This is a genomic window from Brevibacillus sp. HB1.3 (assembly GCF_013186635.1).
Taxonomy (GTDB): Bacteria; Bacillota; Bacilli; order Brevibacillales; family Brevibacillaceae; genus Brevibacillus; species Brevibacillus brevis_D.
In genome coordinates this window covers 74,088-100,622 of sequence record NZ_JABMIT010000010.1, presented here as the reverse complement: position 1 = coordinate 100,622, position 26,535 = coordinate 74,088, and the positions used below count along the sequence as shown (strand labels likewise).

The following is a 26,535-nucleotide window of genomic DNA, read 5'->3' as shown; positions in this document are numbered from 1 at the left end:
TTTTACGCAAGAAAAAACCGCAGCCCTGCATTCGCAAGCTGCGTTCCGAGACCAATCTCTATCCATTTAGATTGCCCAATTCCTTACCCGCACTGAAATGAGCACGGGCTGCCTCAAACACTTCACTTTCCGATCCGGCCGAGATTTTGAAACTCGATACCACTTTTTTGCCACATCGTACTTGTACGTTGTACTGTGAATCCCCATCATATGTTGACTCGAAATGATAATCCTCACCATTGACCTGAATGGTTCGTTCCATGGTTACACCTCCCACCTTAGTGTGACCAAGCAACATGGCAATCATCCAATATTTTGTTGCAAAAAATCGTTGGCTTCACCCTTGGTCGGGGCTCACCTGTCGTCATGCTATTCGGCTCTATGAGGTGGTTACAGGGCACAATGCTGGTTCGCCAGCGCCGTGCCCCGGTTCCCTTTTTACATATCAGCAGTACGAGTTGCTTTTTTTCGCGCTACTCTCTTTTCACGAATCCCCTCAAAGATCGAATAAAGAACAGGAACCAATACAAGCGTTACGAGCGTGTGAAAAATCAATCCCGCAATTACCCCGGTAGCAAGCGGCGCCTCTAGCTCCGCTCCTTCCGCAACAGCGAGTCCCATCGGCAGCATACCGAGGATCGCTGTCAGTTTGGTCATGATTACCGGACGAACACGATCTCGCGTGCCCTGTACAATCGCTTCTTCCAATCCCATCCCCCGTGAGCGGAGCAGATTGATTCTGTCAATTAACAGAATCGCATTGGAAACAACAATTCCTACCAGCATGATGAGCCCAATCATCGCCATCTCACCAAAAATTCGCTGCGTGACCACGAATCCGAGAATGACTCCCACCAAGGCCATTGGCAACGACAGCATGATAATAAACGGCTGTGATAACCTCCCAAACTGTGCCACCATAATCACATAAATAAGGGAGATGACCGCGATCAGAACGAGAATTCCTTGCGTAAAGGTGTTATTCTGTTCCTTCAAATCACCAGCGATCTCGATCTTGTATCCAGCAGGCATTTCCACTGTACCCAGCTTCTCATTTATTTGTCTGCCCGCCGTACCAATATCCGTGCCCAACAGCTCTGCGGATACCGTGATGATTTGCTCTCCTTTTTCATGTTTGATCGTAATCGGAGATTTGCTGAAATGAAAATCAACCAGCTCGTGTAGCGGCACCTGCGTGCCTGTTTCTGTTCGTATCATGATCTGCTGGAGCTGGTCAGGATGTGTCACCCATGTCTCTGGAAATCTGGCAACAATCGAGGTTTCGATACCATTTTGACTGATTGCGGATAGGGGCTGCTCCCCAAGCAGCATGCTGATTTGGCTGTCCAATGAATCGGAGTCAACCTGTAATTGAGACATTGCCTCTTGCTTTGGTGTGAGCGTTACTTTTTCCTTCCCTCTTTCGAAGTCATTCCGAATATTGACTACACCAGGGATGCTCGCCAGCATTTCTTCTACATTTGCGGAAATCGCCCGCGAAACCTCCAAATCTTCTCCCGCAACCTGCAACTCAATAGGTGCCGATTTACCTGAGAATCCAAATGTCATACTCGTTTGTTCCACACCGTCAATCGCATTCAAGCGACCGTTTACTTCTTGCATAAATTCTTCTTTCTCTTGCGTTCGTTGCGACTTGGTCACTAATGTAATATTTAACTCCACTGTCTCTTTCTTTGCCGTAAAAAAGACTTGATTCACATCAGACAGCTCTCTTAACGCTTTTTCCGCTTCAACTGCTGCTGTTCGCGCCTGTTCCAAGCTAGTGCCATCCGGCATTGTTAACGTGGCAAAAATTTGATTCTCATTGGCATTCAAGCCGTTTCCTATCTTAATCAAAGGGAAGAGACTCAACGCCCCTACAAACACCCCAAGAGCCACCAGCAATGTGAGAACTCGATGACGAAGGGTTAACAGCAGTAATCGCTGAAAGAGAGAAACAATCCGATTTTTCCCTTCTTTGCTAGGGGACTGCAACTGTTTATCATGTTGGAGAAAACGCTCTGAAAAAATCGGAACAAACAGAAAAGCTGCAATCGTTGACGCAAGAATGGTAGAGGTGACGGTAAACGCAATGGTATGAAGAATAGGCTTCAGCCACTGTTCAAAATCGGCGACCACTAGCGGTAAAAACACAACAATCAAGGTTAATTGGGAAGCAAATACAGGTGCTATCACCTCTTTTGAGCCCTGAACGATGGCCTGTCTCAGCTGCATTCCCTTTTCTCTCAAGTGATAAATACTCTCCAGAACAACGATCGCGGCGTCAACAATCAATCCGATCGACAAGCTCAGTGATATCAATACCACCATGTCAATGTTATATCCGGCAGCTTTCAGAGCGATGAACGTCATCAGGATAGAGAGAGGCAACGTCGTTGCGATGACCATTGTCACACGCCAATTTCTCAGGAATACCCAGAGCACGAGGATTGCCAATATTCCCCCAATGACAACATCTCGACTCAAATTGGTGATCGCTTTTTTAATAAAGGAGACGGATTCAAACATGACTCTTAGCTCATAGCTTCCGCCCGCTTCCTCATTGATTTGCCTCACAACTTCTTCGACTTTCTTCTGTGTGGTGATCAGGTCACTCCCCGCAGCGCGCTTTACACTCATTTGCACAAAGAGGTTTCCTTCTGTCATGGAAATAGCGTCCTTCACGCTTCCACGCAAGTCACTCACCGATGCCAGTTGTTCGAGTGCAACCTTGCCCTTGGGTGTCTTGATCAAAATGCTTTTGAACTCTTCTACATTCTTTAAGCTGTTGTCAATCATCACAACCGTGTCGAACCCGGGATTTTCCAATATCCCCACGGCTTTTTTCCAATTCGTACCCTGTAGCTGACCAACAACATCTGCTGGTGTCGTTCGATAGGTAGTAAGCCGTTCAGGTCGAAATGTTATCGCAACCTTATTTTCAAAACCGTCCTCGGATACGACCACTTCCTTCACACCCGGGACGGATTCTATTCGATCCTTAATGGTCGTTTTCAGCAAGGTGAGCATGGTCTGTGTATCGGCACCCACTATGGCGTAATCGATTAAGTCCTCGTCACCTAGATTCGTTTGCGTGACGGTTACGGTATCCACTACTTTGGGAAATTCGTTGCGTAGCCGATTCACAATATTTTGGGTCTCTTGCTTGACCTTTTCACCTTCCCCATCCTTAGCAAGGATCGAAATTCCAGAAAACCCCGTCCCTGTTTTTGATGAGAAGTTTTTAATCCCAGCTACAGATTTCAATTCCTGCTCTATTTTTTTTGTGACCTTTTCCACCATCTCTTCAGGCGGCAGCGCTCCTCCTGAAATATTCACTTCAATCCAAGGCAAATTCGTTTTCGGTACGAGCTCCACATGGAAAGAAAAGAGAGCACCGATTCCCGTAAGTACGATGAGGAATGTACACAAATAGAGGATCACTTTTCGTTTCAGCAAAAAGAGAATGACCTTGTCCATCGGTTACTCCCCTTTCACCGTAACGACTTCTCCTTCGGCGTAGTACGTTATGCCGGAGATTAGGATTTGATTGCCGGACTGTAAACCCGATAAAATCTCAACGTTATTTCCAATAATTTGCCCAACTTCCACGTCGCGTCTCTTGAGTACACCATTCTCGACAACCATGACGAAGCGCTGTGTTTCTTTAATGCCCACGCTTTGGACGGGTACGAGCATCCCGTTTACTTTGCGTGACATCTCTACAGTCGCGACCATCCCCTCGATCAACACGTTGTCTTTATTGGAAACAGCTATCTCTACCAGATACTTCCCCGTTTCCTCGTTGAGAACGGGTGAGATAAATGTTATGGTTCCTTTACTTTTGGTCTTTCCCTCCACTGCCACAGGCACCGTGTCCCCTTGCTTGTAGTTTTCCATCACATCCAATGGGACATCGACCTTTAGCTTCACTTCTGAGCCGTCGACAAGGTGAATGATACTTTGACCAGGCTGAGCAAGACTGCCTGCCTTTTGGGTCACATCGATGACCGTACCGCTAAACGGCGCGACGAGTTGCGTTTCTTGAAGGGTTTTCTTTGCGAGCTCTACTTCACTGGCTGCTTGTTTGAAATTGGCATCCGCACTAGCAATCTCATTGACTTCCGCACCTTTTAGAAGCTTATCCAGCGTAATTCGCGCCTCTTGTAGCGAAATCTCGATTTGCTCTTTTTCCGACTGCGCACTGTCCAGCTCACTCTGCGAAATAGCGCCGCCCTTAAACAGCTCCTGGGCTGTCTCCCATTTCCGCTGCGCATCCTTCAAACGCTTTTCCTGGCTGTCCACTGCCAAGCGTTGCTTGCTGATGAGATCCGCGCTTGCTCCTTGCAACGTTTTTGAACGTAACGCAGATGCACTTTGAACCTGGCTTTGTGCCGCTTCCAGCCCTTTTTGATAATAGTTCGTATTTAATGAACTTAATACCTGGCCCTGTGTCACCTTTGCCCCTTTTGTTACGTTCATTCGTTCAATCGTACCAGAAGCCCCAAAGGCTAAGTGGCTCTCCTGTTTGTACTCAACGATTGCAGTAAGAGGGATTGGCAAGGAATCCGTCTGTTTTACGGTGTGCACCTGTACGATCTTTTGTTTCGTTTGCTCTGTCTCCTGTTTCGTTTCGACTCCACATCCCGTGATGAACATCAGTACAACGGTCAAAACGACATAGTGCATACTCTTCACGTAGAGTCCTCCAGTAGTTTTGTCATTGTCTTTTTGAAGGAAACTGACATCCTATTCTCTCTCGTTATCGTGACCTTGCTCAAGCAGACTTGTCTGTAGCAACAACCTGTTCTTCTTTTTTCTTAAAGTATTGACTCACTTGCTTGTTCAGATGAGCGATCAAGGCGATCACAAAAATGAGGGCACCTGAGACCAACAGGAGATACGGCCAGTAAACGGCCTCCAGTAAAATACCGTACAACCAGATCCCAAACGGTACAGCCACTCCGGTAAAAGTACCCACCACACCAAACATGCTGGCACGCAAATGCTCAGGCGTGGTCAATTGAACAAAGGTAAAGATCGGGATGTTCCCCATGGAGTTGAAGATGGCGGAGACCAATAATATCCCGACAAACACGCCCGTAATGATCCACGAGCTGTTACTCGTTTCCGGAACAAAAATCGGAAAGATCCACGACATCAAGAGAATCCCTTGCACTTGAATCAAAAGGAAGATTTTATTCTCAACGTATTTGCTTACCTTTTTCATAGAGACAATAGCCGCCCCGATAATGATCCCGATAAACCAGGAGGACTGAATAAAGGAGAATTGCTCCATCGATACTTTTTCGACTCGATAGGCAATATGCAGCAGCCCCACATACATGAGCGGAGGGAAAATAAAGTTGAGCAAAAGGAAAATCAGGAACAAGTACTTGATAACAACCTGTTCTCGGATATATTGGAAGACTTCCTTGATTGTTTCTGTATAGCTTTGTGTTGTCTCCTGTACAACCTCGGCCTTGCGGAAACGGAGGAACATTTGCAAAATACCTGCTCCGATAAAAGAAAGACCATCGATCAGCAAAATCATTTCCATCCCCATTAAACGATAGGCAATCGCCCCTACCAAAGGACCCGCTACATTGAGAATGGCGCTGATTGCTTGGTAAATAGAGTTCATGCTTCCTACTCTGTCCTCATCTACCAGCTCAGGAATGGATGCTTGCAAAGCGAGATACGTAACAGCCTGAATGGTACTGATCACGAAGGCGTATCCGACAAACAGCCATAGATTCGTGGGAAACTGGAGGAAAAACAGTAAAAACAAGAGAACGAGCGCACCGCTTAACAGCTCGGTGACAACCATAATCTTTTTCTTGTTGTGTCTATCAATATAGGCGCCTGCAAAAATATTAATCAGCACCCCTGGCAAATACGAAAAGCCCAGAACAGTTGCAAATGCAGCAGAAGAACCCGTCACATCCGCAATGTAAAGAGCAAGAGCAAATTTGTATACACCACTACCTAATTCCGTGATGAAACGAGTAAAAGAAAAGAGAAAAATATTTAATCCGTATGTTTGGTTGCCCATCTTAACCTCCCTGAATAGTAATTCCTCTAGGTGACGATTTATTTCGGCAAGATGATCCCGCTACACATCACGGACATAAACCCGGAATAGAGCGGAATCCATCTGCCGATTTTCAATGCGATGCCTAGGCCACTCTTAGCGTATGACTAGAGGCATTCCTATCAATTTTTTCGCTTCCTCCTCCAAGATCGCTCGCAGCTTCCGTTCATCCTCTCGATATGGCAAAGCCATAAAAATAGTCATTTTACCCGTGGATGTATAAGAAGCCTCAAAGAGAATTCGCTTTTTCCCTTTTATAAACAGGTGATCGTATTCACTTGGTTGACTCTTGTTCTGCTCACCCAGGAAGTTGCAAATCATAGGTGTCATCTGTAAGGATTGGATGAGTGAGTGATGGGAAAGAGGATAGTTCTCCGTTACGTCTGGATTTTGCACGAGATTGGTGAAATGAATGTTGCTCTCCTTTGCGAGATCCAACCGAACTTTCACATACGTTTCCATCTCATCGAGGCTCCACGACGGATCAATATGAAGCGGAATATGATCGATGCACTCGCCAAGCACATCGAAGAAATGGTTCCCCATAAAAGATCTGCCAAAGTTCATTAGAAAGATGGGAGCCTTTTGGACTCCATAACTTCTTTCACAAAATCTGGCTAAAAGAGCGATCGGAATCCGCGCATTTTCTATCTCCTGTGTGTTATCCATATCCATTTCGCAGGTAACAATCGTGTATCCGTCCAAAGCGGATGAAGATGGAAGCTGTCTTTCGATGGACAAGAGACTATTTTCAAATCCATGAAGATCAAATTCGTCCATAATCTGCTGATCTTCGATTCCGACTGGACCCTTCGTGATTTGCCGGACAAAGTCCCAATACGTATTCCGACCATTTTCCGGGAGTTCTGTGCCATTCTCCAAAGCTTCGTAATACAGGTTCAAGTCGTTTTGCAGAACCTCGCTGCTAATAAAATCAAAAATGAGATGCGACGCCGGGAATATGAACGAGTACTCCTTCTCGCTCTCTTTCAGCAAGATCACTTTGTATGACAAAGAGCCGATCGAATCATCCTGCTTGTAAAAATATTCGCTCTGTAAAAGCTGGCTCACCGCTTCTTTTCTTTCTTCCGAATCGTTCGATACATCAACAACAGGGAGCGCAATTTCACTAGGGCAAGGATATTCTTTCCAATATGGCTCTTCTCCCTCAAAAGCCAGCGTGCATCGCAGCAAATGATGCCGCTCTAAGACGTTAAGAAAGGCCTTTTCCAGCGTCCTAGAATCGATCATCCGCTCAAAGCGAATCACTGTTCCAGAAATGTCCTTTTCCTGTACATGATAGCGCTGTGAAGGTGACAGCGGCTGTCTGATAAAGGTCTGCTGATTGATGATTGCCTCCGAATAACGAAGGAGCTGCTGATCAAGATCGTTGACGAAGCGCTCCTGCCAGGACAACGATTCCGCTTCATCAACCATAGCCTCTTGGGAAAGATTCTTATCTTTTTCCCATGCTTTTTGCCCGAGATCCAGATATTGAATGACGTGCGGCTGAATCGAAGGATCACAAGATCTACGCAATAAGGACAGGATTTCTTGGTGTTTGTCCCGCGCATTTTCCTCTACGTACAGAACAGCTCGGTGCTTGCTGCCGAACGGCACCTCTACATAGTTGCCTCGTACTTGGAAATGGGCGTAGATCAAGGTTTCCAGCTCATTTTTATCGTGCGCTTTTGTGGTGCGAATCCGGTTTACGGTATCTACATATCCTGCTAGCGCTCTGACCGTATCGTATTGGAAGATCGTTTGAATCTTCACTTCTATGCCTTCCTTATGCAGTCGCGCTACCAGTTGGATCGCTTTGATAGAATGCCCGCCCAGATCATAAAAATGGTCATCCACACTGATTTCCTGGAGGTCGAGCACTTCTTTCCAGATTTCCGCCAGCTTCATCTCCTGCTCTGTAACAGGTGGATTCAGTTGCTTACTCGCCTCCCGAATCATGACAGGCTCAGGTAATGCTTTCCGATCTATTTTTCCATTCGGTGTTACAGGCATTCTCTCAAGGACGTGGATATACGTTGGTACCATATAGGCCGGAAGGGTAGCCAAAAGCTCCTGACGCAAATCTCTGTTCCACTCAGGCTGCTCCCAGACCAGATAAGCGATCAGGTTGGCTTCTCCTCCCTGCTCTTTTTTGGCCAACACGACTACTTCCTTCACTCCTGTCTGGGATTGGATCACGTTTTCAACCTCATCAAGCTCGATACGGAAACCGCGTATCTTGACCTGGTTGTCCATTCGCCCCAAATATTCCAGACTTCCATCCGCAAGCCATTTCACCATATCTCCCGTCTTGTAGAGCCTTGAGCCGGAAGTAAACGGATCTGCCAAAAATTTCTCGTTCGTCAATTCCTCGCGATTGATGTAGCCATCGGCGACGCTAATGCCCGCAATCGCTAACTCACCAGGAATTCCCTCAGGCTGCAAATGACCATGCGGATCTAGTACGTATACTTTTGTGTTGGCAATGGCCTTTCCGATTGGAACTTGCTGCGGCAGCTCCTCTTGCCCTTCATACGTCCAAGTCGTTGCACAAATGGTTGTTTCGGTTGGACCGTATGCATTGATGTATCGGCAATGCGCGCTCCATTTATGCACGAGCTCCCAGTTTGTTGCGGAACCTGCGGTGATTAACGTTTGCAATTTCGGGAAATTTTCCGGCTCCAAATACGTCACGAATGTAGGTGGGAGCGTCGCGACCGTTACTTCATGCCGCAGTAGGTACTCACTGAAAGCCTGCGAATCGAGTGCGACTTCCTTTGAAACAATAACCAATCTCGCCCCTGTCAATACCCCCATCGTAAACTCCCAGACAGAGGCATCAAAGGAGATGCTGGCAAATTGCAACACTCTGTCATTTTTGGTGATGCCGAGATCGTTGATGAAAAACTGCTGGAGGTTGGCGATTCCGACGTGGTGCAGCCTTACCCCTTTTGGCTTCCCCGTTGACCCGGAGGTATATATGACGTAGGCCAGGTCACTGGAACGATGAAGGGTCTGTACATCAGATGTAACGTCTGTGTATACGCTCCTATCATCAAGATTGATCAACATTGTTGCAGAGAGAATACGCTCTGCGTACGCTACCGTCGAATCATGGACCAAAACAATGCTGGCCCCGCTATCCTCGATCATATAGCTGATCCGTTCGCTCGGATGGTCGGTGCTAATTGGGAGAAAGGCTCCGCCCGCTTTTAAAACGGCCAAGATGGCGAGGCTGTAAGCGGTAGAGCGCTCCACCATCACACCAACAATGCTGCCTGGTTTTACCCCTTTCTCACGCAGCACATGAGCCAGCGCATCGGACTTGTCATCTAATTCTTGATACGTGTAGCTGCCATCCTGATCGACCACGGCAATATGATGCGGTCCTTTTTTGACCTGTTCCTTAAATAGCTGGTCAATCGTTCGCGTTTGATCAACCAGCATTTCCGTGTCATTCCATTGCTGCAGAATGAGAGCCTGCTCCTCGTCCGTGACCATTTGCATGTTTGCAATCGGCTGGTCAGGATTGCGGACGACACTTTGAATCAGCTGATTGAAATGCGCTCGTACTTTTTGCAGGTAGGCATCACTGTAGGCAAGTGCGTTATAAATAAAGTGAACTTCTAATTCCTTCCCGGGAATCATGCACAAGTTGAAGTCGTAGCTGGTTTGCTCATATCCTTGGACATCCGTGATTCCGAATAAACCGCCTTTTCCATCTTCGTCGGATGCCTCCTCCGTCAATGGATAGTTCTCAAAGACCATCAGATGCTGAATCAGGTTTTGTTTTAATGTGGTTTCGGACTGAATATCCGCCAAAGACATGTATTGGTAGCTGCTTGTGGCTGTGAAGAATTGTTGCACCTGCCCGAGCAACTCCGAAAACGTCTGTTTGCCTTCACTGCGAATCCGCATGGGAATCGTATTGACAAACAGCCCAACCATTTCTTCTACGCCAACGAGCTCAGAGGGACGGCCTGAAACGACTGATCCGAAGACAACATCATTGGCATAGTTGTATCGTTGCAGCAACAATCCCCAAAGGGAATGAAAGACGATGCTCAGTGTCACATCATTTGATCTCGCTATTTGCTCCAAACGGGCAGTCGTTTCCTGATCAATGCGGAACACGATCGCTTCTCGTTGGTACCCTTTACCGGTTGAAATAAATTCAACCGGTAAAGGAGATTGCTGATCAAATCCATCCAGACTATCTCGCCAGAACGAGAGTCCTTCTTGTTTATTTTGCTTGCCAAGCCAAGTGACATAGCTACTGAAGGAATACGGTGGTGCCAGCTCCGCCTTCTTATTTTGAAGATACGAGCGATAGATATGGAAAAAGTCTTTTGCGACAATCCCCAAGCACCAGCCATCCATAATAATATGGTGGAAGCTCCACACCATCTTGTATTTCGATTCACTCAATTTCATAACGGTCATCCGAAACAACAGATCTTTCTCCAGATCAAATCTCTTGCTCCGATCCCGTACAAGAAATTGCTCCACAAATGCTTCTTGTTCATTCTGGGTCAGGTCAGAGATGTCTTCGATCTGAATAGCTGCTTCTCTTTGCTTCAACACGATTTGCAGCGGCTTTTTACTATCTTTATAGTGAAAGACTGTTCGCAGGATATCGAATCTTTCGACGAGGTCGCGAAAGCTCTGATCAAGGAGATCAAGCCGCAACGACTCCTCCATCGTAATTACCGTTTGTTCGAAGTGAACCTCTGATTCAGGATGAAGGATAAAGTGATATAGCATGCCTTCTTGCATAGGTGTCAAGCGGTATATATTTTTAATTTGAACACCATTCAAACCTCATCACCATCTATCATTGAATTTTTTCACCCAGCAGTTGGGAAAGATGATCTAATTCCTCAATGGACATCTCATCGTATGTGAAATCTGTTGGGCTTTGCTCGACTGTCTCTTTCGATAAGCAGTGCGTTATGATTTCTACGATCTTTTCTCGATAGGCATCCACGAGGCGCTGAATGGTTCCTTCTTCAAACTCTTCACGATGATACGTAAAAGTAAGTGTCAGCTTGCGGTTCATGACCATTCCATTCACATCAAGCGCAAAGGAACGAATGGCGGTCGGACTGATTTCTCGGCCCGGTGACAGGGAGGAAGTCGTCATGCCCCCTGATTCCAAGTCTGTATCAAACTGTCCCAAGTAGTTAAAACTGATCTCGGGCTTTACCTGGAACGTTAACGGAACATCGGCTTGTCCCGCAGACAGATATTGTAAAATACTGTATCCAATACCTTTGTTCGGCACACGTCTCAGGCTATCTTTCACCATTTTGATTTGATAGCCAAGGGATTCCGATCGGCTCATATCCAGTACGAATGGATACTGGGCTGTAAACCATCCGACAGTGCGTGAAATATCAATGCCCTTCACGATCTCTTCCCTGCCATGTCCCTCCAGATTCACGAGCACATGCTCTATCCCCGCCCACTCTTTTACCGCCGAACCCAACGCCGTAAGCAATAAATCATTCACTTCCGTGTTATAGGCCTGGTGGCTCTGTTTCAGCAGCTTTTCTGTGAAGGCTTCATCAAGCTCGATGGTGACATCTGTTGTATCTTGCATAAACAGTGCCCCATTCGTTTCCGCCTTTGCCAGTGGAGAGAATGGCATTTCCTCTACCTGCTTCCAATATCCGATTTCCTGTTGAATTTCGCTTCCCTGTGCATATTTTTGCAATTCTTCTGACCAGGTTTGATAGGAATCGGTTTTCATAGGCAAAGCAGGCTCTTCTTTCTGCAACAATGCGTCATACACTGTATGGAAATCTTCTAGAAGAATCCGCCATGAGACTCCATCGACAACGAGATGATGAATCACGATTAACAAGTGATCTCCAGCTTCTGTTCGGAAAAGACCGAGATTTACCAACGCGGTATCCGTCAAATCGATCCCTTCCTGTATAAGCTGAGCAGCTTGCTCCATCTCCTCTACGTTTTGCGCCGAGAACTCCTTGACCATAATCGGAACCAGGCACTCGTCCAGTTTCCGATGCTCCTGGACAATGTCTGACTCATTCATTTGGAATTTCATTCGCAAAGCATCATGATGCTCAATCAGCTTCGTAAATGCTTGTTGAACCAGTTCTGGATCGAAGCCAGCTTCTCTGAATAGCATGACAGATTGATTGTAATGATGAGGGTTCTGATGGTTTTGTTCAAAGAAGTTCATCTGGATCGGTGTCAACGCGACTGCTCCCATTACAGGCCCTTGATCAATTTGTCTGGTCAGCGTCTGAAGATATCTAGCTGCACTGCGAATACGCGGATTTTGGAACAAGTCTTTCAATCGGAGCTCATATCCATGACTCCTCAATCTCGCAATCATCTGAAGAGCTTTAATGGAGTCTCCCCCAAGCTCAAAGAAGTTGTGGGTCACACTTACTTGCGCAATCCCCAGCACATCTTGCCAGATAGTGACCATAATTTGTTCCTGTTCATCGGACGGCTCGACGATGTGTTCCTCCACCAAGAGAGAGCGATCAGGAAGAGGGAGTTTTTTCCGATCTACTTTTCCAACAGCGGTGATCGGCATAGCGTCTAGTCGAACGAAGAAAGACGGGATCATGTATTCCGGCAAATCTTTCGCGAGCAGGTCTCTCCACTCGTCTGCCGCAAGCTCATGCTCTGTCACAATATAGGCGCATAAGTACTTGCTTCCATTTTCTTCTTCTCTGGCGATAACGATTGCTTCCTTTACCTGTTCCAGCGAAAGCAGCTTGCTTTCAATTTCCCCTGGCTCGATTCGATATCCCCTGATTTTGATCTGGAAATCCTTCCTGCCCAGGAAGTGGATATTCCCATCCGGTAAATAGACAGCCAGATCTCCTGTCTTATACATTTTTTCGTAGCCCGGTTCCGCATATGGATTATCGACAAAGCTCTGTCTCGTTAGCTCCTCGTTATGCAAATAACCTAATCCAAGCGGCATGCCTGAGATGTAGATTTCTCCTGGAACACCAATCGGCACTCGTTTTCCGTACGAATCGAGTAGAAGGATTTTCGTGTTGAAGATCGGTTTTCCAATCGGGATGCGCTCTTCCTCTCCCGTAATTTGATAGGCAATGCATCCGATACTTGCTTCTGTCGGACCATACAAATTCGTCGGAGATACATACTGGTATATTTTCAGGAATTTGGAAACAGCAGACGGAACAATTTCCTCGCCACCGATAATGATCTTTTTGAGCGATTGTAATTTGCCCTGCAGCTCGAGATTTTCGGCTAACTGATTAACGATCACATTAAAAACAGATGGGACGAAATCAGTTAAGGTAATCTGTTCGTCTTCAATGATTCCAGCCATGTAATCAGCCGAGACAGTCATCCCTGTTGTAGGCAAGACTGTTTTTCCGCCATTGGTCAGCGGCCAGAAGAATTGCCAAATGGCACTGTCATATACATGGTTGGTGGTCTGAAGGACAGATTGCGCTGCCTCTTCTCCAAAATAATCATTCATCCAGTTAAAGCGGTTGACGATCCCTCTATGCGGTACGACGACTCCTTTTGGTTTGCCTGTTGAGCCAGAAGTAAAAATGACATAGATCGGGTCTTCCGGCGATACGGACAGATTAGGATTTTCCACTTCCGTTGTCAGCTGCCCCAGATCAATCGGGACCAATTTCGCTCCCAAATCCGTTTCCGTAAAGGCATGTCCAGATTCTACGAATACGAACTCGCTACCCAGCTCAGCAATAACAGACTGGAGTCGATCGACAGGCCACTGAATGTCCAATGGTGAAAACGCTGCTCCCGTCTTCATTACACCCAATAACGATACGACCAATTCCAGACTTCTTTCCATAAGCACTGGTACATACTTGCCTTTTCCTATCCCGTGCTTCAGCAGATCCGATGCGACTGCGTTGGCTTTCTCGTTCAATTGTTGGTAAGTGATTGTCGAGCCTTGATAGGAAACGGCAATTCGATTTGGATAAAGTCTGGCTGATTCTTCGATGGCAACATGGATTGGATGTACCACAGGATACTCTCGCTTCGTATCATTACTGAGCTTCTCCAAAAACTGCACTTCTTCCAAAGACATGAGATCAATCTCGCCCACAAGAATATCCATGTTCGCAGCTATCTGCCGCAGTACGTTTGTAAAATGGCTAATAAAGCGCTCCATCGTTTCAGGCTTAAATAGGCTTGTGCTATATTCGCACTCCACGAAAAAGCCTTCATTTCTCATCTCGACATTCATGACGATGTCTAACTTGGATATTTTCGTTGGGAATGGATAAAGCCTGACCTCTACCCTGTTCCAGTCAAAGGCCGTATCTGCCACATTGTCATAGGAGAACATGGTGTCAAACAACGGATTCCTGCTTGGGTCACGTCGAACCTGAAGCTTTTCTACCAGGTCTTCCAGTGGATAATCCTGATGTTCAATTGCCAAGAGTGACTTCTCACTTAGCTCTTGAACAAACTCGCGGAACGTCTTGTTGCCTGCTGGATAGTTTCGCAGTGCAAGCGTATTTACAAACATTCCTACTACATTTTGAATATCGGTGTGGTTTCGTCCTGCCACCGGGGTCCCAACGACAATATCCTCTTGCCCGGTATATTTGGACAGCAAAACGTTGTACGCCGCCAATAGAATCGAAAAGACCGTTACGTTTGCTTCCTTCGCCAAGGACTGCAATCTGCGGGATATATCCGCATCAATCTCGCTTTCGACCGTACCCCCTTCAAAACTTTGAAACTGCGGTCGCGGATAGTCCGTAGGCAGATTCATAACAGGTAATTCCCCGCTGAATTCATCTATCCAGAACTTCTCCTGCTTATGCGACTGCCCCGTCGTCTTGATCTGTTTCAACCAAGCCGAATAATCCTTGTACTGAACGGTGAGTGGTTCTGGAATTTGCCCGTTATACAGTTGATTTAACTCATCAATCACAATGCTCACGGATGTTCCATCTGCAATGATGTGGTGCATGTCAATCAGGAGTAAATGCTTGTCCTCCGCCAATTTGACCAGCTTAACGCGCAATAATGGTGCCTGGCTCAGTTCGAATGGCTGAATGAACGTCCGAATGAGATCTTCTATACGTTCAGGACTGTCCTCTTCGCTAGCATGATCGATGGCAAAATGGACAGAGTCATGGACAAATTGTTTCGGCTCACCATTTACGTAGTCGAAGGATGTACGGAACGCCTCATGCCTTTGGATAAGAGATTGGAATGCGTTTTCCAGTGCTATAGAATCCAGCTGCCCGGAAAGAACCAAAGCGCCTGCCATGTTATAGGCCACACTCGTTTCATCGAGTGATTGAACGGTGAAAATCCTTTTTTGTGAAGGAGAGAGCTCATAATGCTCTTGTTCTCCAACTGCCTGAATCAACGGCATTTCTGCTTGGGTCGCTTCGGAAATGACGTGGGCAAAGCTCCTGACGGTAGGATTTTGGAAAACAGCTCGCAGCGGAATCTCTACCTGCCACTCCTTGTTCACTTTGGCAAGAAGAATGGCAGCATGCAGCGAATGTCCACCGATTTCAAAGAATCGATCCAGGACGCCAACTCTCTCGATCCCCAAGACCTCTTGCCATATTTCTGCAAGTTTTCTTTCATTTTCTGTCGCTGGCGCTACGTATTCCTCGGATACCAGCTTAGACAGATCGGGTTCTGGCAAAGCATTTCGATCGATTTTGCCGTTTGGCGTCACAGGCAGCTCTGCCAATTGGATGATAAAGGTCGGTACCATGAACTCAGGCAGGGACTCGGCTAAGAACCCCTTGATTTCGGATGGACTTACTCCCTCATCCGTCGTGTAATACGCGCACAACACAACGGATTCATCTCCCTTTGTCTTTGGGAGCACAATGGCATTGCGAACCTTTTCATGACGTAACAGCTGATTTTCGACTTCACCTAGCTCCACACGGTAACCACGTATCTTCAATTGGTAGTCCGAACGACCAACAAACTCCATATTTCCATCTGCCATCCAGCGGACAATATCGCCGGTCTTATACATGTTCTCACCAGGACGGAAAGGATTTTGGATGAAGCGCTCACGGGTTAATTCTTCTCGGTTCAGATAACCCCGCGCAACACCTGCTCCCCCGATATATAGTTCACCGTACACACCTACCGGCTGTGGCCGCAATTGGGAATCCAACACATAAAATTCTGTGTTTTGCAGCGGTTTTCCGATCGGAACATTTCCGGTTGTCATTTCAGTATCGCCAGCGATTTCGAAGTAACTAGAATCAATAGCAGCCTCGGTGACCCCGTAGCTATTAATGATTTTGATCTGCCCGAAACGCTCGACCAAACGGACAAACGCTTCGCTTTGGCATGTATCTGAACCAAGAATCAGCAGTTTCAGATGATCGAGCGGCAATCCATTTTGATAAATGTACTCCATAAAAGGAAGAACAAGAGCAGGTGTCGATTCAAACAAGGAAATTTCATACCGGGTCAACCATTGATAAAGAACCGGAAGATCAATCCTTACCTCACTTGGACAAATCACCAAATGTCCACCATGCAGCAGAGCCCTGCACAAATCCCCTGCGAACACGTCAAAAGAGAAACTCGCCATCTGCAAGAGATTCACATTCATCTGTTCTAATTCGTATTCGTACCGCCATGTATTGGCGACACTCACCAGATTGCGATGCTCGATCATGACCCCTTTAGGTTTGCCAGTAGTACCCGAGGTATAAATGATATAGGCGAGATCGTTTGGCCCGGCGATGGCCTCGAGATTGGACGAATCCTCCCTGTAGCTGGTCTCTGCGTCCAGATCGATAATGGCGCCGCTGAAGTCTACTACGCTCTGTCCATTTTGGTTGACCAGCATGACCTTTGCGTGACTGTCTTCCAGCATGAACGAAATGCGGTCCTTTGGATACTGCGGATCAATCGGAACATAGGCTCCACCCGCCTTCATGACTGCCAGAACAGCGACGACCATGTTAATCGAGCGTTCTGCCAAAATCGCAACGGAGCTATTTGGTGTTACACCCTGATCACGCAGAGTCCGTGCCAAGCGGTTTGCTTTCGCATTCAGTTCCTGATAGCTGATCTGCTCTTCCCCGTAAGAAACAGCGACTTTCTCTGCATGGCGGATTGCTTCTGCTTCAAACCACTCATAAAACGTTGGATGGAGAGGAGCAGGTATTTGCCTTCTCGCTTGATTAAAGTCGGCAACCACCTGATTGATATCTTCACTGGACAAGTACTCCAAATCAGCTAAGCAGCTCTCATTAGACTGCAGAATGGAGTGAAGAATCTTGGCAAAGTGTTTAGCCATTCGCTCAACCGTATCGCGTTTAAACAGATGCGTGCTGTAATCAAATTGGCAAGTGAGCGTTGTCCCATCGTCATGGACATCAAGACTGAGATCAAAAAGGGATACGCCTTTCGGATATTCATACGTCGTCACTTTGAAATCATCTGAGGCCACGTCGTCAAAGGATTCATAATGGTAATCAAACATGGTATCAAATAGCGGATTCCGGCTCAAATCTTTGTTTAGTTGAAGAGCATCAACCAGTTTTTCAAATGGGTACTCCTGATTTTCAAATGCAAGGAGGGCTTGATTTTTCACTTCTTTCAGGAAGTCCTTAAAGGTCTTGCTTCCTGTTGGATAGTTTCGGATAGCCAACGTATTTACAAACATGCCGATCATTCGTTCCAAATCAGGGTGTTGTCTTCCCGCTACAGCAGAACCGACAATCAGCTCCTCCTGTCCGGTGTATCGGTAAAGCATGACATTGTAAGCAGCCAGCAGTACCATATACAAGGTCGTGTCCGTTTCCCTAGCCAATTGGAGCAACTGTTTTCTGACTTCCTCACCGATTCCCATCGTCAAGCGGTCGCCTTCAAAGGATTGAACCGGCGGTCTTTGGTAATCGACGGGGAGCTTCAGCACGGGGAGTTCTCCTTGGCTAAATTGCTCAAGCCAGTACTCCTTTTGGGCCAAGAGCTGTTCTGACTGTTCCCTCTCTTGCTCCCATGCCACGAAATCTTTATACGTCACGCTAAGCTCAGGTAGTGATTCTCCTCTATACGTATGGAGTAGCTCACGAATAAACAGGGAAACGGAATAGCCGTCCGAAATAATGTGGTGCATATCCACAGCCACAATGAAGCGTTGGGCAGATACCTTGAAAATTTTTGTTCGGATAAGTGGTGCTTTGCTCAGATCAAATGGCTGGATAAAGGTCCGAATGGCCTCATTTACATCCTCTTCGGCCAATTGTTCGACCTCAATATCCAATGGCAGATCGTCATGTAAAACTTGCACGACTTCATTATCCTTGATGACAAAGTTGGTCCGGAAAGAATCATGTCTTTGTACAACCTGTTGCAAAGCGTGGATCAGACGATCAAGCTCCAGCTCCCCATCCAATTGTAAGTAGCCGGATAGGTTGTAGGCAGTTCCTCCATCCAGACCTTGGAGGATGTACATTCTTTTCTGTGCGGAAGAAGACTGATAGTAAGGCTGCAACTCGCATGAACGAATGGGTGTAAAAGCCTGATGCTTTGACGAGTCTACATATTTGGCTAATTCACGTATCGTCTGCGATTGGAAAATTTGATGCAAAGGAATTTGCACGTGGCATTCCTTGTAGATTCTACTGAGCATAACAGTCGCTTGTAAGGAGTTCCCGCCTTGTTCAAAAAAATTATCATCCAGATACATCGGGGAGCTTCCCAAGATTTCCTGCCATATGACTCTGATAGTCTCTTCGGTCGCCGTTCCAGCCGGCTCTACTTCTCTGCCGCTCATGCTTCTTTGCCCAGCAAGCTGATCGGATGAATGAATAATTTGGATTTCTCCATTTCCTAGCGGAACAGCAGATTTCATTGTTCGCTGCCAATGAGACGGGTCAGCATGCTCGAATTCCCCATCTGCCAAATACACCTGTCCGACCGCACCCACAGGGGCCAATTGCTGATACTGATCCAGGACATAGAGAGAAGCTCGTCCCACCTGGTCATCTGACATATCCTGCAAAAGTTCTTTCCATTCCGCTGTATATTTGGCCAGATTGCCATTGGATTCGCGTTTCATTTTTTCCATCTCGTCTGGCTGTAAAAGTGATAGTGAACAAATTCTTTCCTGATCGTCTTCTGCGATACGATGCAAAAGATTGGCAAAGTAGACGCCCCACTGGCGAAGAATCTCCGTGGTTACTACCCCACTTCGTGCATCCACATCAACAACAAGCTCTCCGCCCACTTCTGTCACGTTTACAAAAAGATCGTACTTGCTGTAAATGATCCGATTGGCCAGCAGTGTAGCTTTCATTTGAGCGAAAGTCAGGTTGTGAAGCGGTCGATCCATATTGAACAACACTGAAAGTTCCGGCAAGTTCTGATGCGACAAATTTTCGGCTAATGCTGCAAATGAGTAAGCTTGATGCTTTTCCATCTCCGCAACCGCCTGTTTTACTCGGGACAAATAATCCGCAGCCGTATCATCGCCATCCATTTCCGTGCAAATCGGCAAAAGATTAACGCAGTTTCCGATCAAGGACATTTTGCCGATATGGGATTGACCCGCAGTAGGAATCGCAACCACCATTTTCCTATTGCCAAGAATACGATGAAGGAAGAGGTTAAAAGAAGCGAGCAAGGTAATAAACAGACTGTTCTTGTTTTGAATGCTTCTTTTTCTTGCCTTCCTTGTGATGCTGCTGTCGATCTTGAACGTAATTCTCTCGCCTGTAAAAGATGGTTTTCCCGTACCTCGTTGCTCCAAAGGAAAAACGAGCTTGGGGATTGGATCAGCGAATTTTTCGTTCCAGTACGCAAGTGCTTCCTGAAACGCCGGTTTCTGCATCTGATCTTCTTGCCAGGTTCGGTAAGCAGAAAACGGTGTAGAAGGCTCGAGTGATATTGGGCGTTTCTGTGTAAGAGCCGAGTAGATATCATCCAGCTCTTTGATAAATACAGCCATGGACCACCCATCCGCAATCATGTGATGGAAGGTGTAGGAAGTCAGGAATTTGGCGGGAGCCAGCTTGATGACACTTACCCGATACAGGGGGTCCTCAGAAGACAGCTCAAATGGCGTGCCTGTTTGTTCCTCCAGCAGCTGATTCTTTTTTTCTTCCTGTTCCTCAGACGAAAGGTGGCTCAAATCCACGAATCGAACACGTACATCCCTCTTGGGCAGAATCACCTGATACTCTCCGTTGGAATCAATGATGGTTCGCAATGCTTCATGACGATCCACCATGGCTTGGACTGCCTGCTCAAACACAGGGATATCAAGCACTCCCTCGACCTGTAGAGAGGCTGTCTCGTTAAAAGCCGCGGATGCTTCCACGCGATATTTGACTGCAAACCACATTTGCTTCTGTTCTGGGCTAAGGGGAAGCCTAAGTTCTTCCCCCACCCTTTCCATAAGCGTTGCCTCAGGCTTTTGCCCATCGCGTTTCGTAAAGTTTGTCATTTCGACGACTTGATTTTGTTTGCGTCCTCCATTTGGAGAAGTTGGGGGTGGCTCCGGCAAAAAGCCTCCTCGACGCAGATCATCAATACTTTCCTTCACTGCTTGGATCAGTCTCTCGATATCCTCATCAGAATGAGCAGTGGACAGGAAGCAATTTCTGCCCTCCCATATATAAATGCCCTTGCTGATCAGATGATAGAAGAACAACTCGATATCGGTAAACGATACGAAGCGGAACAAGGAACCACAATTAATCATCTGGATTGGAATCTGCTCGTTTTTAAAATACGCGTTAAGCGTTTCTACCAAGTAGAGGGTCTTTTGCGTGATCGCTTCCTGAAGCTGCGGCCCCTGCTCCTTCAAATATTCCAGCGTTGCGATCGCAGCATGCATCGTCAGTGGATGCGTGCAAAACGTTCCGCCCACAAACGTCTTTTTCTCAGCGTTTACCGGGTAAGATTGGTCTCCAAAACTCCAGATTCCCCCATCCACTGCATCCATGAACGCAGCTTTCCCGGCTACAACACCGATCGGCATGCCACCACCCGGAACTTTTCCATAGGTAACGAGGTCTGCTTCTATTCCATACCATGCCTGTGCACCACCAAGATGTATGCGGAATCCCGTAATGATCTCGTCAAAAATAAGGGCAGTGCCTGATTGGCTTGTAATCTCTCTGACTTCCTTCAAGAATTCCACCGGCTGCAAATCTGGACGACGGCTTTGAACAGGCTCGACTAATACTGCGGCCAGTTCATGAGCATGTTTTTTGATCAGCTCAATTGATTTTGGATGGTTGTAGTTTAAGACCAGGACGTCATCCACCGTATGCTGGGTAATACCCGGTGCCATCGGTATGGCCTTCCCATCTTGGGACTCAGGATCAGCTACAGTCAGAATGCCGTCAAATGTACCGTGATAGGAGCCGGAGAATAAGGCGATTTTCGAGCGGCCTGTAACAGCCCTAGCCAAGCGTAGTGCCACCATTACTGCCTCTGTCCCGGAATTGTAAAAGGCGACACGCTGCACTCCAGTTAGCTCGCTGATTAATTCCGCTACCCTTCCAGCTACATCCGACATTGGACCCAGCGGAGGCAAATCAGATTGAATCTGCTCCTCCAGCTTTTTCATGATAAATGCGGGATTATGACCAAGCAGGTTTACACCGAAACCCATCGTCAGATCGAGATATTCATTTCCATCCAGATCCCACATTTTGGAACCAGCCGATGCTTGCGTAATGATTGGGTAAACCATTTCTTTCCAATAGGAACGGAATCCAGACACATTGCGATTGTTGGCATGCACAAATCGGTGCTCTTGTGTATACTGCTTGGATTTCTTTGTCTTTTCCGTATAGCTTTGAATAAATGCGTTCAGATACTCTCTTTGTGTTGGTGTAAAATTGCCTCGTTCACCGATCATCAGTGGCTGATACGGTATAAATGGCTTCTGACGTTCCTCTTCATTCCCCTTGACCTTGACCGGTGCTTTTGCCTCAGGTTTCTTGATCTCGGGAGCAACAGTCACAGATTCAGCGCTTTGTTTTGGTACAAAGCTTTGTTCCTGATTCAACAGCTCCAATTGCTTTTGTAACAGCGTAGCCATTTGGTTTTGGTGTTCAGATAAGAGCGAAATCTGCTTTTCGATAATGGTTTCAACCGCCCCTGTGCTGATCGGGACTGCCATTTTCGTGGATTGCTCTCTCGGCTCTGAATGTTGAATAGTCTGAACGTCATTCTGTTCCTGTTCCACAACTACAGTTGCTTTCGGTTGCTCGAATGCCATCCATTCCATTTGTTTGGCTGAAGCCACAGCCGGGCTACTGGATAGCTCCAGTGCGATATGCGCTGCTAGCTTATCAACGCTGGTGATGGTTTCAAACAACTCTTGAGCCGGAATGACTACTCCAAACTTTTCCTGTATTTCACGATTGATTTGTACGAGCATAATAGAATCTAAGCCCAGCTCAAGAAAATGAAGGGATGGATCAATTTCTTCTACAGCAAAACCTGAAGCTTGATGAACCAACTCTTTCAGAACTTTTGCGATTGGCGCAGTTCCTATCTCTGACACAGTAGCACCTCTATTTCCGCTAATAGTAGTCGGCTGTTCTGGAATGATACTGCTCATATCATCTGTAATCCAAGAGCGATGCTGATCGAAAGGATACACCGGCAATGGCATTTTTCTTCTCTTTTTGCCATCCATGTAGAACGCATCCCAGTCAACCGTAGCGCCCTGTACATACAAATCGCATAATGTCGTTGCATAGGAATACTTCATCTCGGTACTCGCCGTGTGGTACTTTTCCTGCACATCCCGCGCAGATTGACTCAACAGATGAACAGTCTCTTCTGGAATGTGCTTTTTCCCAGGTGAGTAGACAAAAACGTCTCGATCATTTTCAAGCCGGACCGCCAATCGGTCGAGCTTTTGTTCGAAATCGCTGCGGCTATGCAAAATGAGCGCAATCCGATAAGGAAGCGTTTCTCTCCCAGTATTTGCCGTATAGCACAAATCAGACAGAGAAAGCGGTCCGCAAGAAGATAGAAGCTCCCGATAATTTTGAATCAGATGTTGAAGGGCTGAATCGGATTTGGCCGACAAGGTAAACACTTGCACCTCGTCTGAGACTGTCAGCTCCGTTTCATTTACCGGCACATACTCTTCCAAAATAACGTGGCTATTCGTCCCGCTAAACCCAAACGAGCTAACCCCGCATCTCCGTGGATGTCCATCTGTTTCCCATTTTTCCAGCCTGTTTTGCACATAGACTGGCGACTTTTCAAATGAGAAATTCCGATTGGGCTTCTGGAAATGAACGAGGGCTGGCAGCTCTTTGTGTTTCAATTGCAAAGCAGCCTTAATCAAGCCAGCGATTCCCGCTGCTTCATATAGATGTCCAATATTCGCTTTGACAGTGCCGATTCCACAAAACTGTTTCTTCTGTGTATATTGTCGGAATGCTCGCTGAATTCCATCCAGCTCAACGGGGTCCCCCAGCTTTGTACCCGTTCCATGCGCTTCTATATAGCTAATCGTTTCAGGGTCGACTTGCGCATCCTTCCAAGCGTCTACGATTAATTCTGCCTGGGCCTGTGAGTTCGGAGCGGTAATCCCGACTGTAACACCGTCTTGATTAACAGCGCTTCCCTTAATCACAGCATAGATGTGATCCCCATCCTCGATGGCTTTTTCCAAAGGTTTCAACAGAACAGAAGCTACGCCTTCACCCCAACCCGTTCCATCCGATTGATCGTCAAACGCCCTTGAACGATTATCGGAGGATTCCATTCCAATGCCAGCCTTCAGCGCCAGCAGGATCGTTTTGACTCCCCCTGCCAAAGCCATCTCACAATCACCGTTTTGGATAGCCTTGCACGCCATATGAACCGCAACCAAGGAAGAAGAGCAGGCTGTATCCACGGTGACAGCAGGGCCGCGCAAATCAAGCAAGTGTGAAATACGGCTTGCAATGATCGAAGGAAGGTTGCCTACTGCATAAGAGGGCAAATCTTTGGGACTTACCACTGACAAAAGTCGTTCGTAATCGTATCCCAGCTTGGAGAAACCGACATACACCCCTACTTTTTCCCCTGAAAGCTTGTGGCCTCCATAGCCCGCATCCTCTAATGTATTCCAAGCATTTTGAAGGAACAGCCTTTGGTTGGGGTCCATTAGCTTCGCTTCTTTCGGGGTGATCGAGAAGAACGAATGGTCAAACTTGTCAATCTCCTCTAAATAACCGCCCTCCACAAGGGTAGGATCGCCCAGCTCGCCTCTTATCAGCGATACATATTGTTCTGCGTCCTTTCGTCTCTGACCATGAAGCTCATGGATACAATCTCTTCCTTCCCGGATGTTTTGCCAAAATTGATCCACATCCTGAGCCTGCGGGAACTTACAAGAAATCCCGATAATCGCGATATCCTTTTGTTTCTGTTGGCTCGTTTCTGTCTCTTTTATGTGATCAGTTGCTTGATCGTCGGGGAAGAGACTGCGAGAAAGCCTGGAGATTGTCGGATACGCAAACAAATCTGTTACCGCCAACGTGATCCCCATCTCCTCTTCAATCCGCCCTGCTAACTGGGTCAACTGCATAGAGGAAGCGCCCACGTCAAAATAACTGTCGTTTGGTCCCAATTTATCGGATTGAAGCACCTCGCGGCAAATGGCTAGCAGTTGTTTTTCCAATTCTTCGCGCAAGAGAGGTGATTTATCGGTTTTTTCCTCTTTTACCTGTTCGGTGGTTCGGCTTTGCATTTCCTCGGAAACTTCGCGAAATGCTCCGGACTGATACTCCCTAGCCACTCTATATCGTTCAACTTTTCCACTCGTTGTTTTGGGGATGCGCTGAATCGGCAAGACCTCGCTTATTCTCCACCCTGTTCGCTCGTTCAAATGCTTTTTCACTTTCTTAGAAAGCTCAATGAAGTCTTCAACACTTTTCCGGTGAAGGATAAACACTAGAATGTCTTCCTCTTTAGTCTCCTCGTTAAATACCCCGCAGGCAACGACCTTCCCAAGCTCGACTCCTTCGACTTCCTCAGCAATCCGCTCAATATCATGCGGATAAACGTTTTGACCATTCACGAAGATGATGTCTTTTTCACGCCCCGTAATGACAAGACGTTCGTTTCGCATAAAACCCAGATCCCCTGTTCTGAGCCATCCATCAGCCGTCATTACATTTGCGGTGGCAGTAGGGTTGTTGTAGTATCCAGCGGTTACATTCTTCCCTCTAATGTGGATATGGCCAACCGTATCGCTTGGCAGCTCGTGATCCTCGTCATCACATATTCTTACCTCACAAAAATCAATGGGGTAACCGACTTCTACTAGGGTGAGCGCTTCTGGATTTGTTTGATCCGTCATCTTGATTGGCTTTCCTATCTGGATAAACCTACGATCCAGAGAAATCGTTGTAAAATGCAAGTTTTGATCAGGTATGGATACTCCCACAGAGGCTTCAGCCAATCCATAGCATGGGACCATGCTTGTTTTCTTCAATCCATAAGGGCTCATCTGATCCAAAAAGTGATGGATCAATTCTGAAGCAATGGGTTCTGCACCATTTAGAATCGAGCGAAGCGTAGACAAATCCCACTCTTCTGCCACTTCTGGTTTAAACCTAGACAACACATATTTATACCCAAAGTTCGGAGAAGAAGTAATTGTTGCCTTGTGCTCGCTTGCTTTCTTCAGCCATAGCGTAGGTCGCCTAATAAACAGTGAGGTATGAATAAAATAATGCTGAACTCCTGCGTACAACGGGGCTAAATGGAACGCGATCATCCCCATGTCATGAGTTAAGGGCATCCAGCTCAGAAATGAGTCAGACTCAGTCGTTTCAAGTCTGTTATTAATCGCAAGCACATTATGGACAAGGTTTTCATGCGTCAGGGTAACCCCTTTTGGATCCCCCGTAGACCCCGATGAAAATTGAATAAAGGCCACATGATCAGCAGTAGGATAATAGATTGTGCCCTTCTCCTCTGTTTTCACGGTCTCATCAAGCAGAAAGGACTTCGACTTCAACGATTCCATTTCCGTCAGGTAGTTGTGTTTCCTAAAGAAATCCTCCAGTCGTTTCCAGACACTATCCGTTGTAATGAGATACGGATTGATTAATGTCCGCCAAACCTTTAACAGCTTAAGACGATGCTCTTCGTTATCCCCTACAGAAATAGGAACAGCAATCATTCCACCGAGTAAGCATCCCCAAAAAAGGCAGACAAAAGTTCGAAGATTACTATCTTCAATTTGAAAAACGACCTCATCACCAGGCTTGATTCCACTTTTTTGGAGGATAAATAAATAGCCGAGGGCTTCTTCATACAATTCTTTATAGGAAACAAACACCTCATTCTGGTCTCCCAAAATGAAGGTAACGCCTTTATGGTCCTCGTTCTTCCACAATTCCAGCGCCTCTACTAATGTCTGAACAAAATGCAAAGCGTTGTTCCTCCCTTGTCCCATGTTTGAT

General features: G+C 46.7%; 6 protein-coding genes. All 6 read right to left on the bottom strand.

Annotated features, from left to right (window positions below; all coding sequences use genetic code 11):
- Window positions 1-58 precede the first annotated feature (58 nt).
- Window positions 59-262: a hypothetical protein gene (locus tag HPY31_RS21580; RefSeq protein WP_253901894.1), complete on the bottom strand. Its 204-nt coding sequence runs from the start codon at window positions 260-262 to the stop codon at window positions 59-61.
- Window positions 263-438: 176 nt separating this feature from the next.
- Window positions 439-3,480, bottom strand: a complete 3,042-nt coding sequence (locus HPY31_RS21575; RefSeq protein ID WP_172142393.1) for an efflux RND transporter permease subunit — start codon at window positions 3,478-3,480, stop codon at window positions 439-441.
- Window positions 3,481-3,483: 3 nt separating this feature from the next.
- Complete coding sequence (locus tag HPY31_RS21570; protein WP_216675757.1) at window positions 3,484-4,689, bottom strand: efflux RND transporter periplasmic adaptor subunit; 1,206 nt, start codon at window positions 4,687-4,689, stop codon at window positions 3,484-3,486.
- 88 nt (window positions 4,690-4,777) lie between these two features.
- Window positions 4,778-6,055: an MFS transporter gene (locus tag HPY31_RS21565; RefSeq protein WP_172142391.1), complete on the bottom strand. Its 1,278-nt coding sequence runs from the start codon at window positions 6,053-6,055 to the stop codon at window positions 4,778-4,780.
- Between the two features lie 135 nt (window positions 6,056-6,190).
- Window positions 6,191-10,915, bottom strand: coding sequence for a non-ribosomal peptide synthetase (locus HPY31_RS21560; protein ID WP_172142390.1), 4,725 nt, complete (start codon window positions 10,913-10,915; stop codon window positions 6,191-6,193).
- 16 nt (window positions 10,916-10,931) lie between these two features.
- On the bottom strand, window positions 10,932-26,504 hold the full coding sequence (locus HPY31_RS21555; RefSeq protein WP_172142389.1) for a non-ribosomal peptide synthetase/type I polyketide synthase: 15,573 nt from the start codon (window positions 26,502-26,504) through the stop codon (window positions 10,932-10,934).
- Window positions 26,505-26,535: the final 31 nt, after the last annotated feature.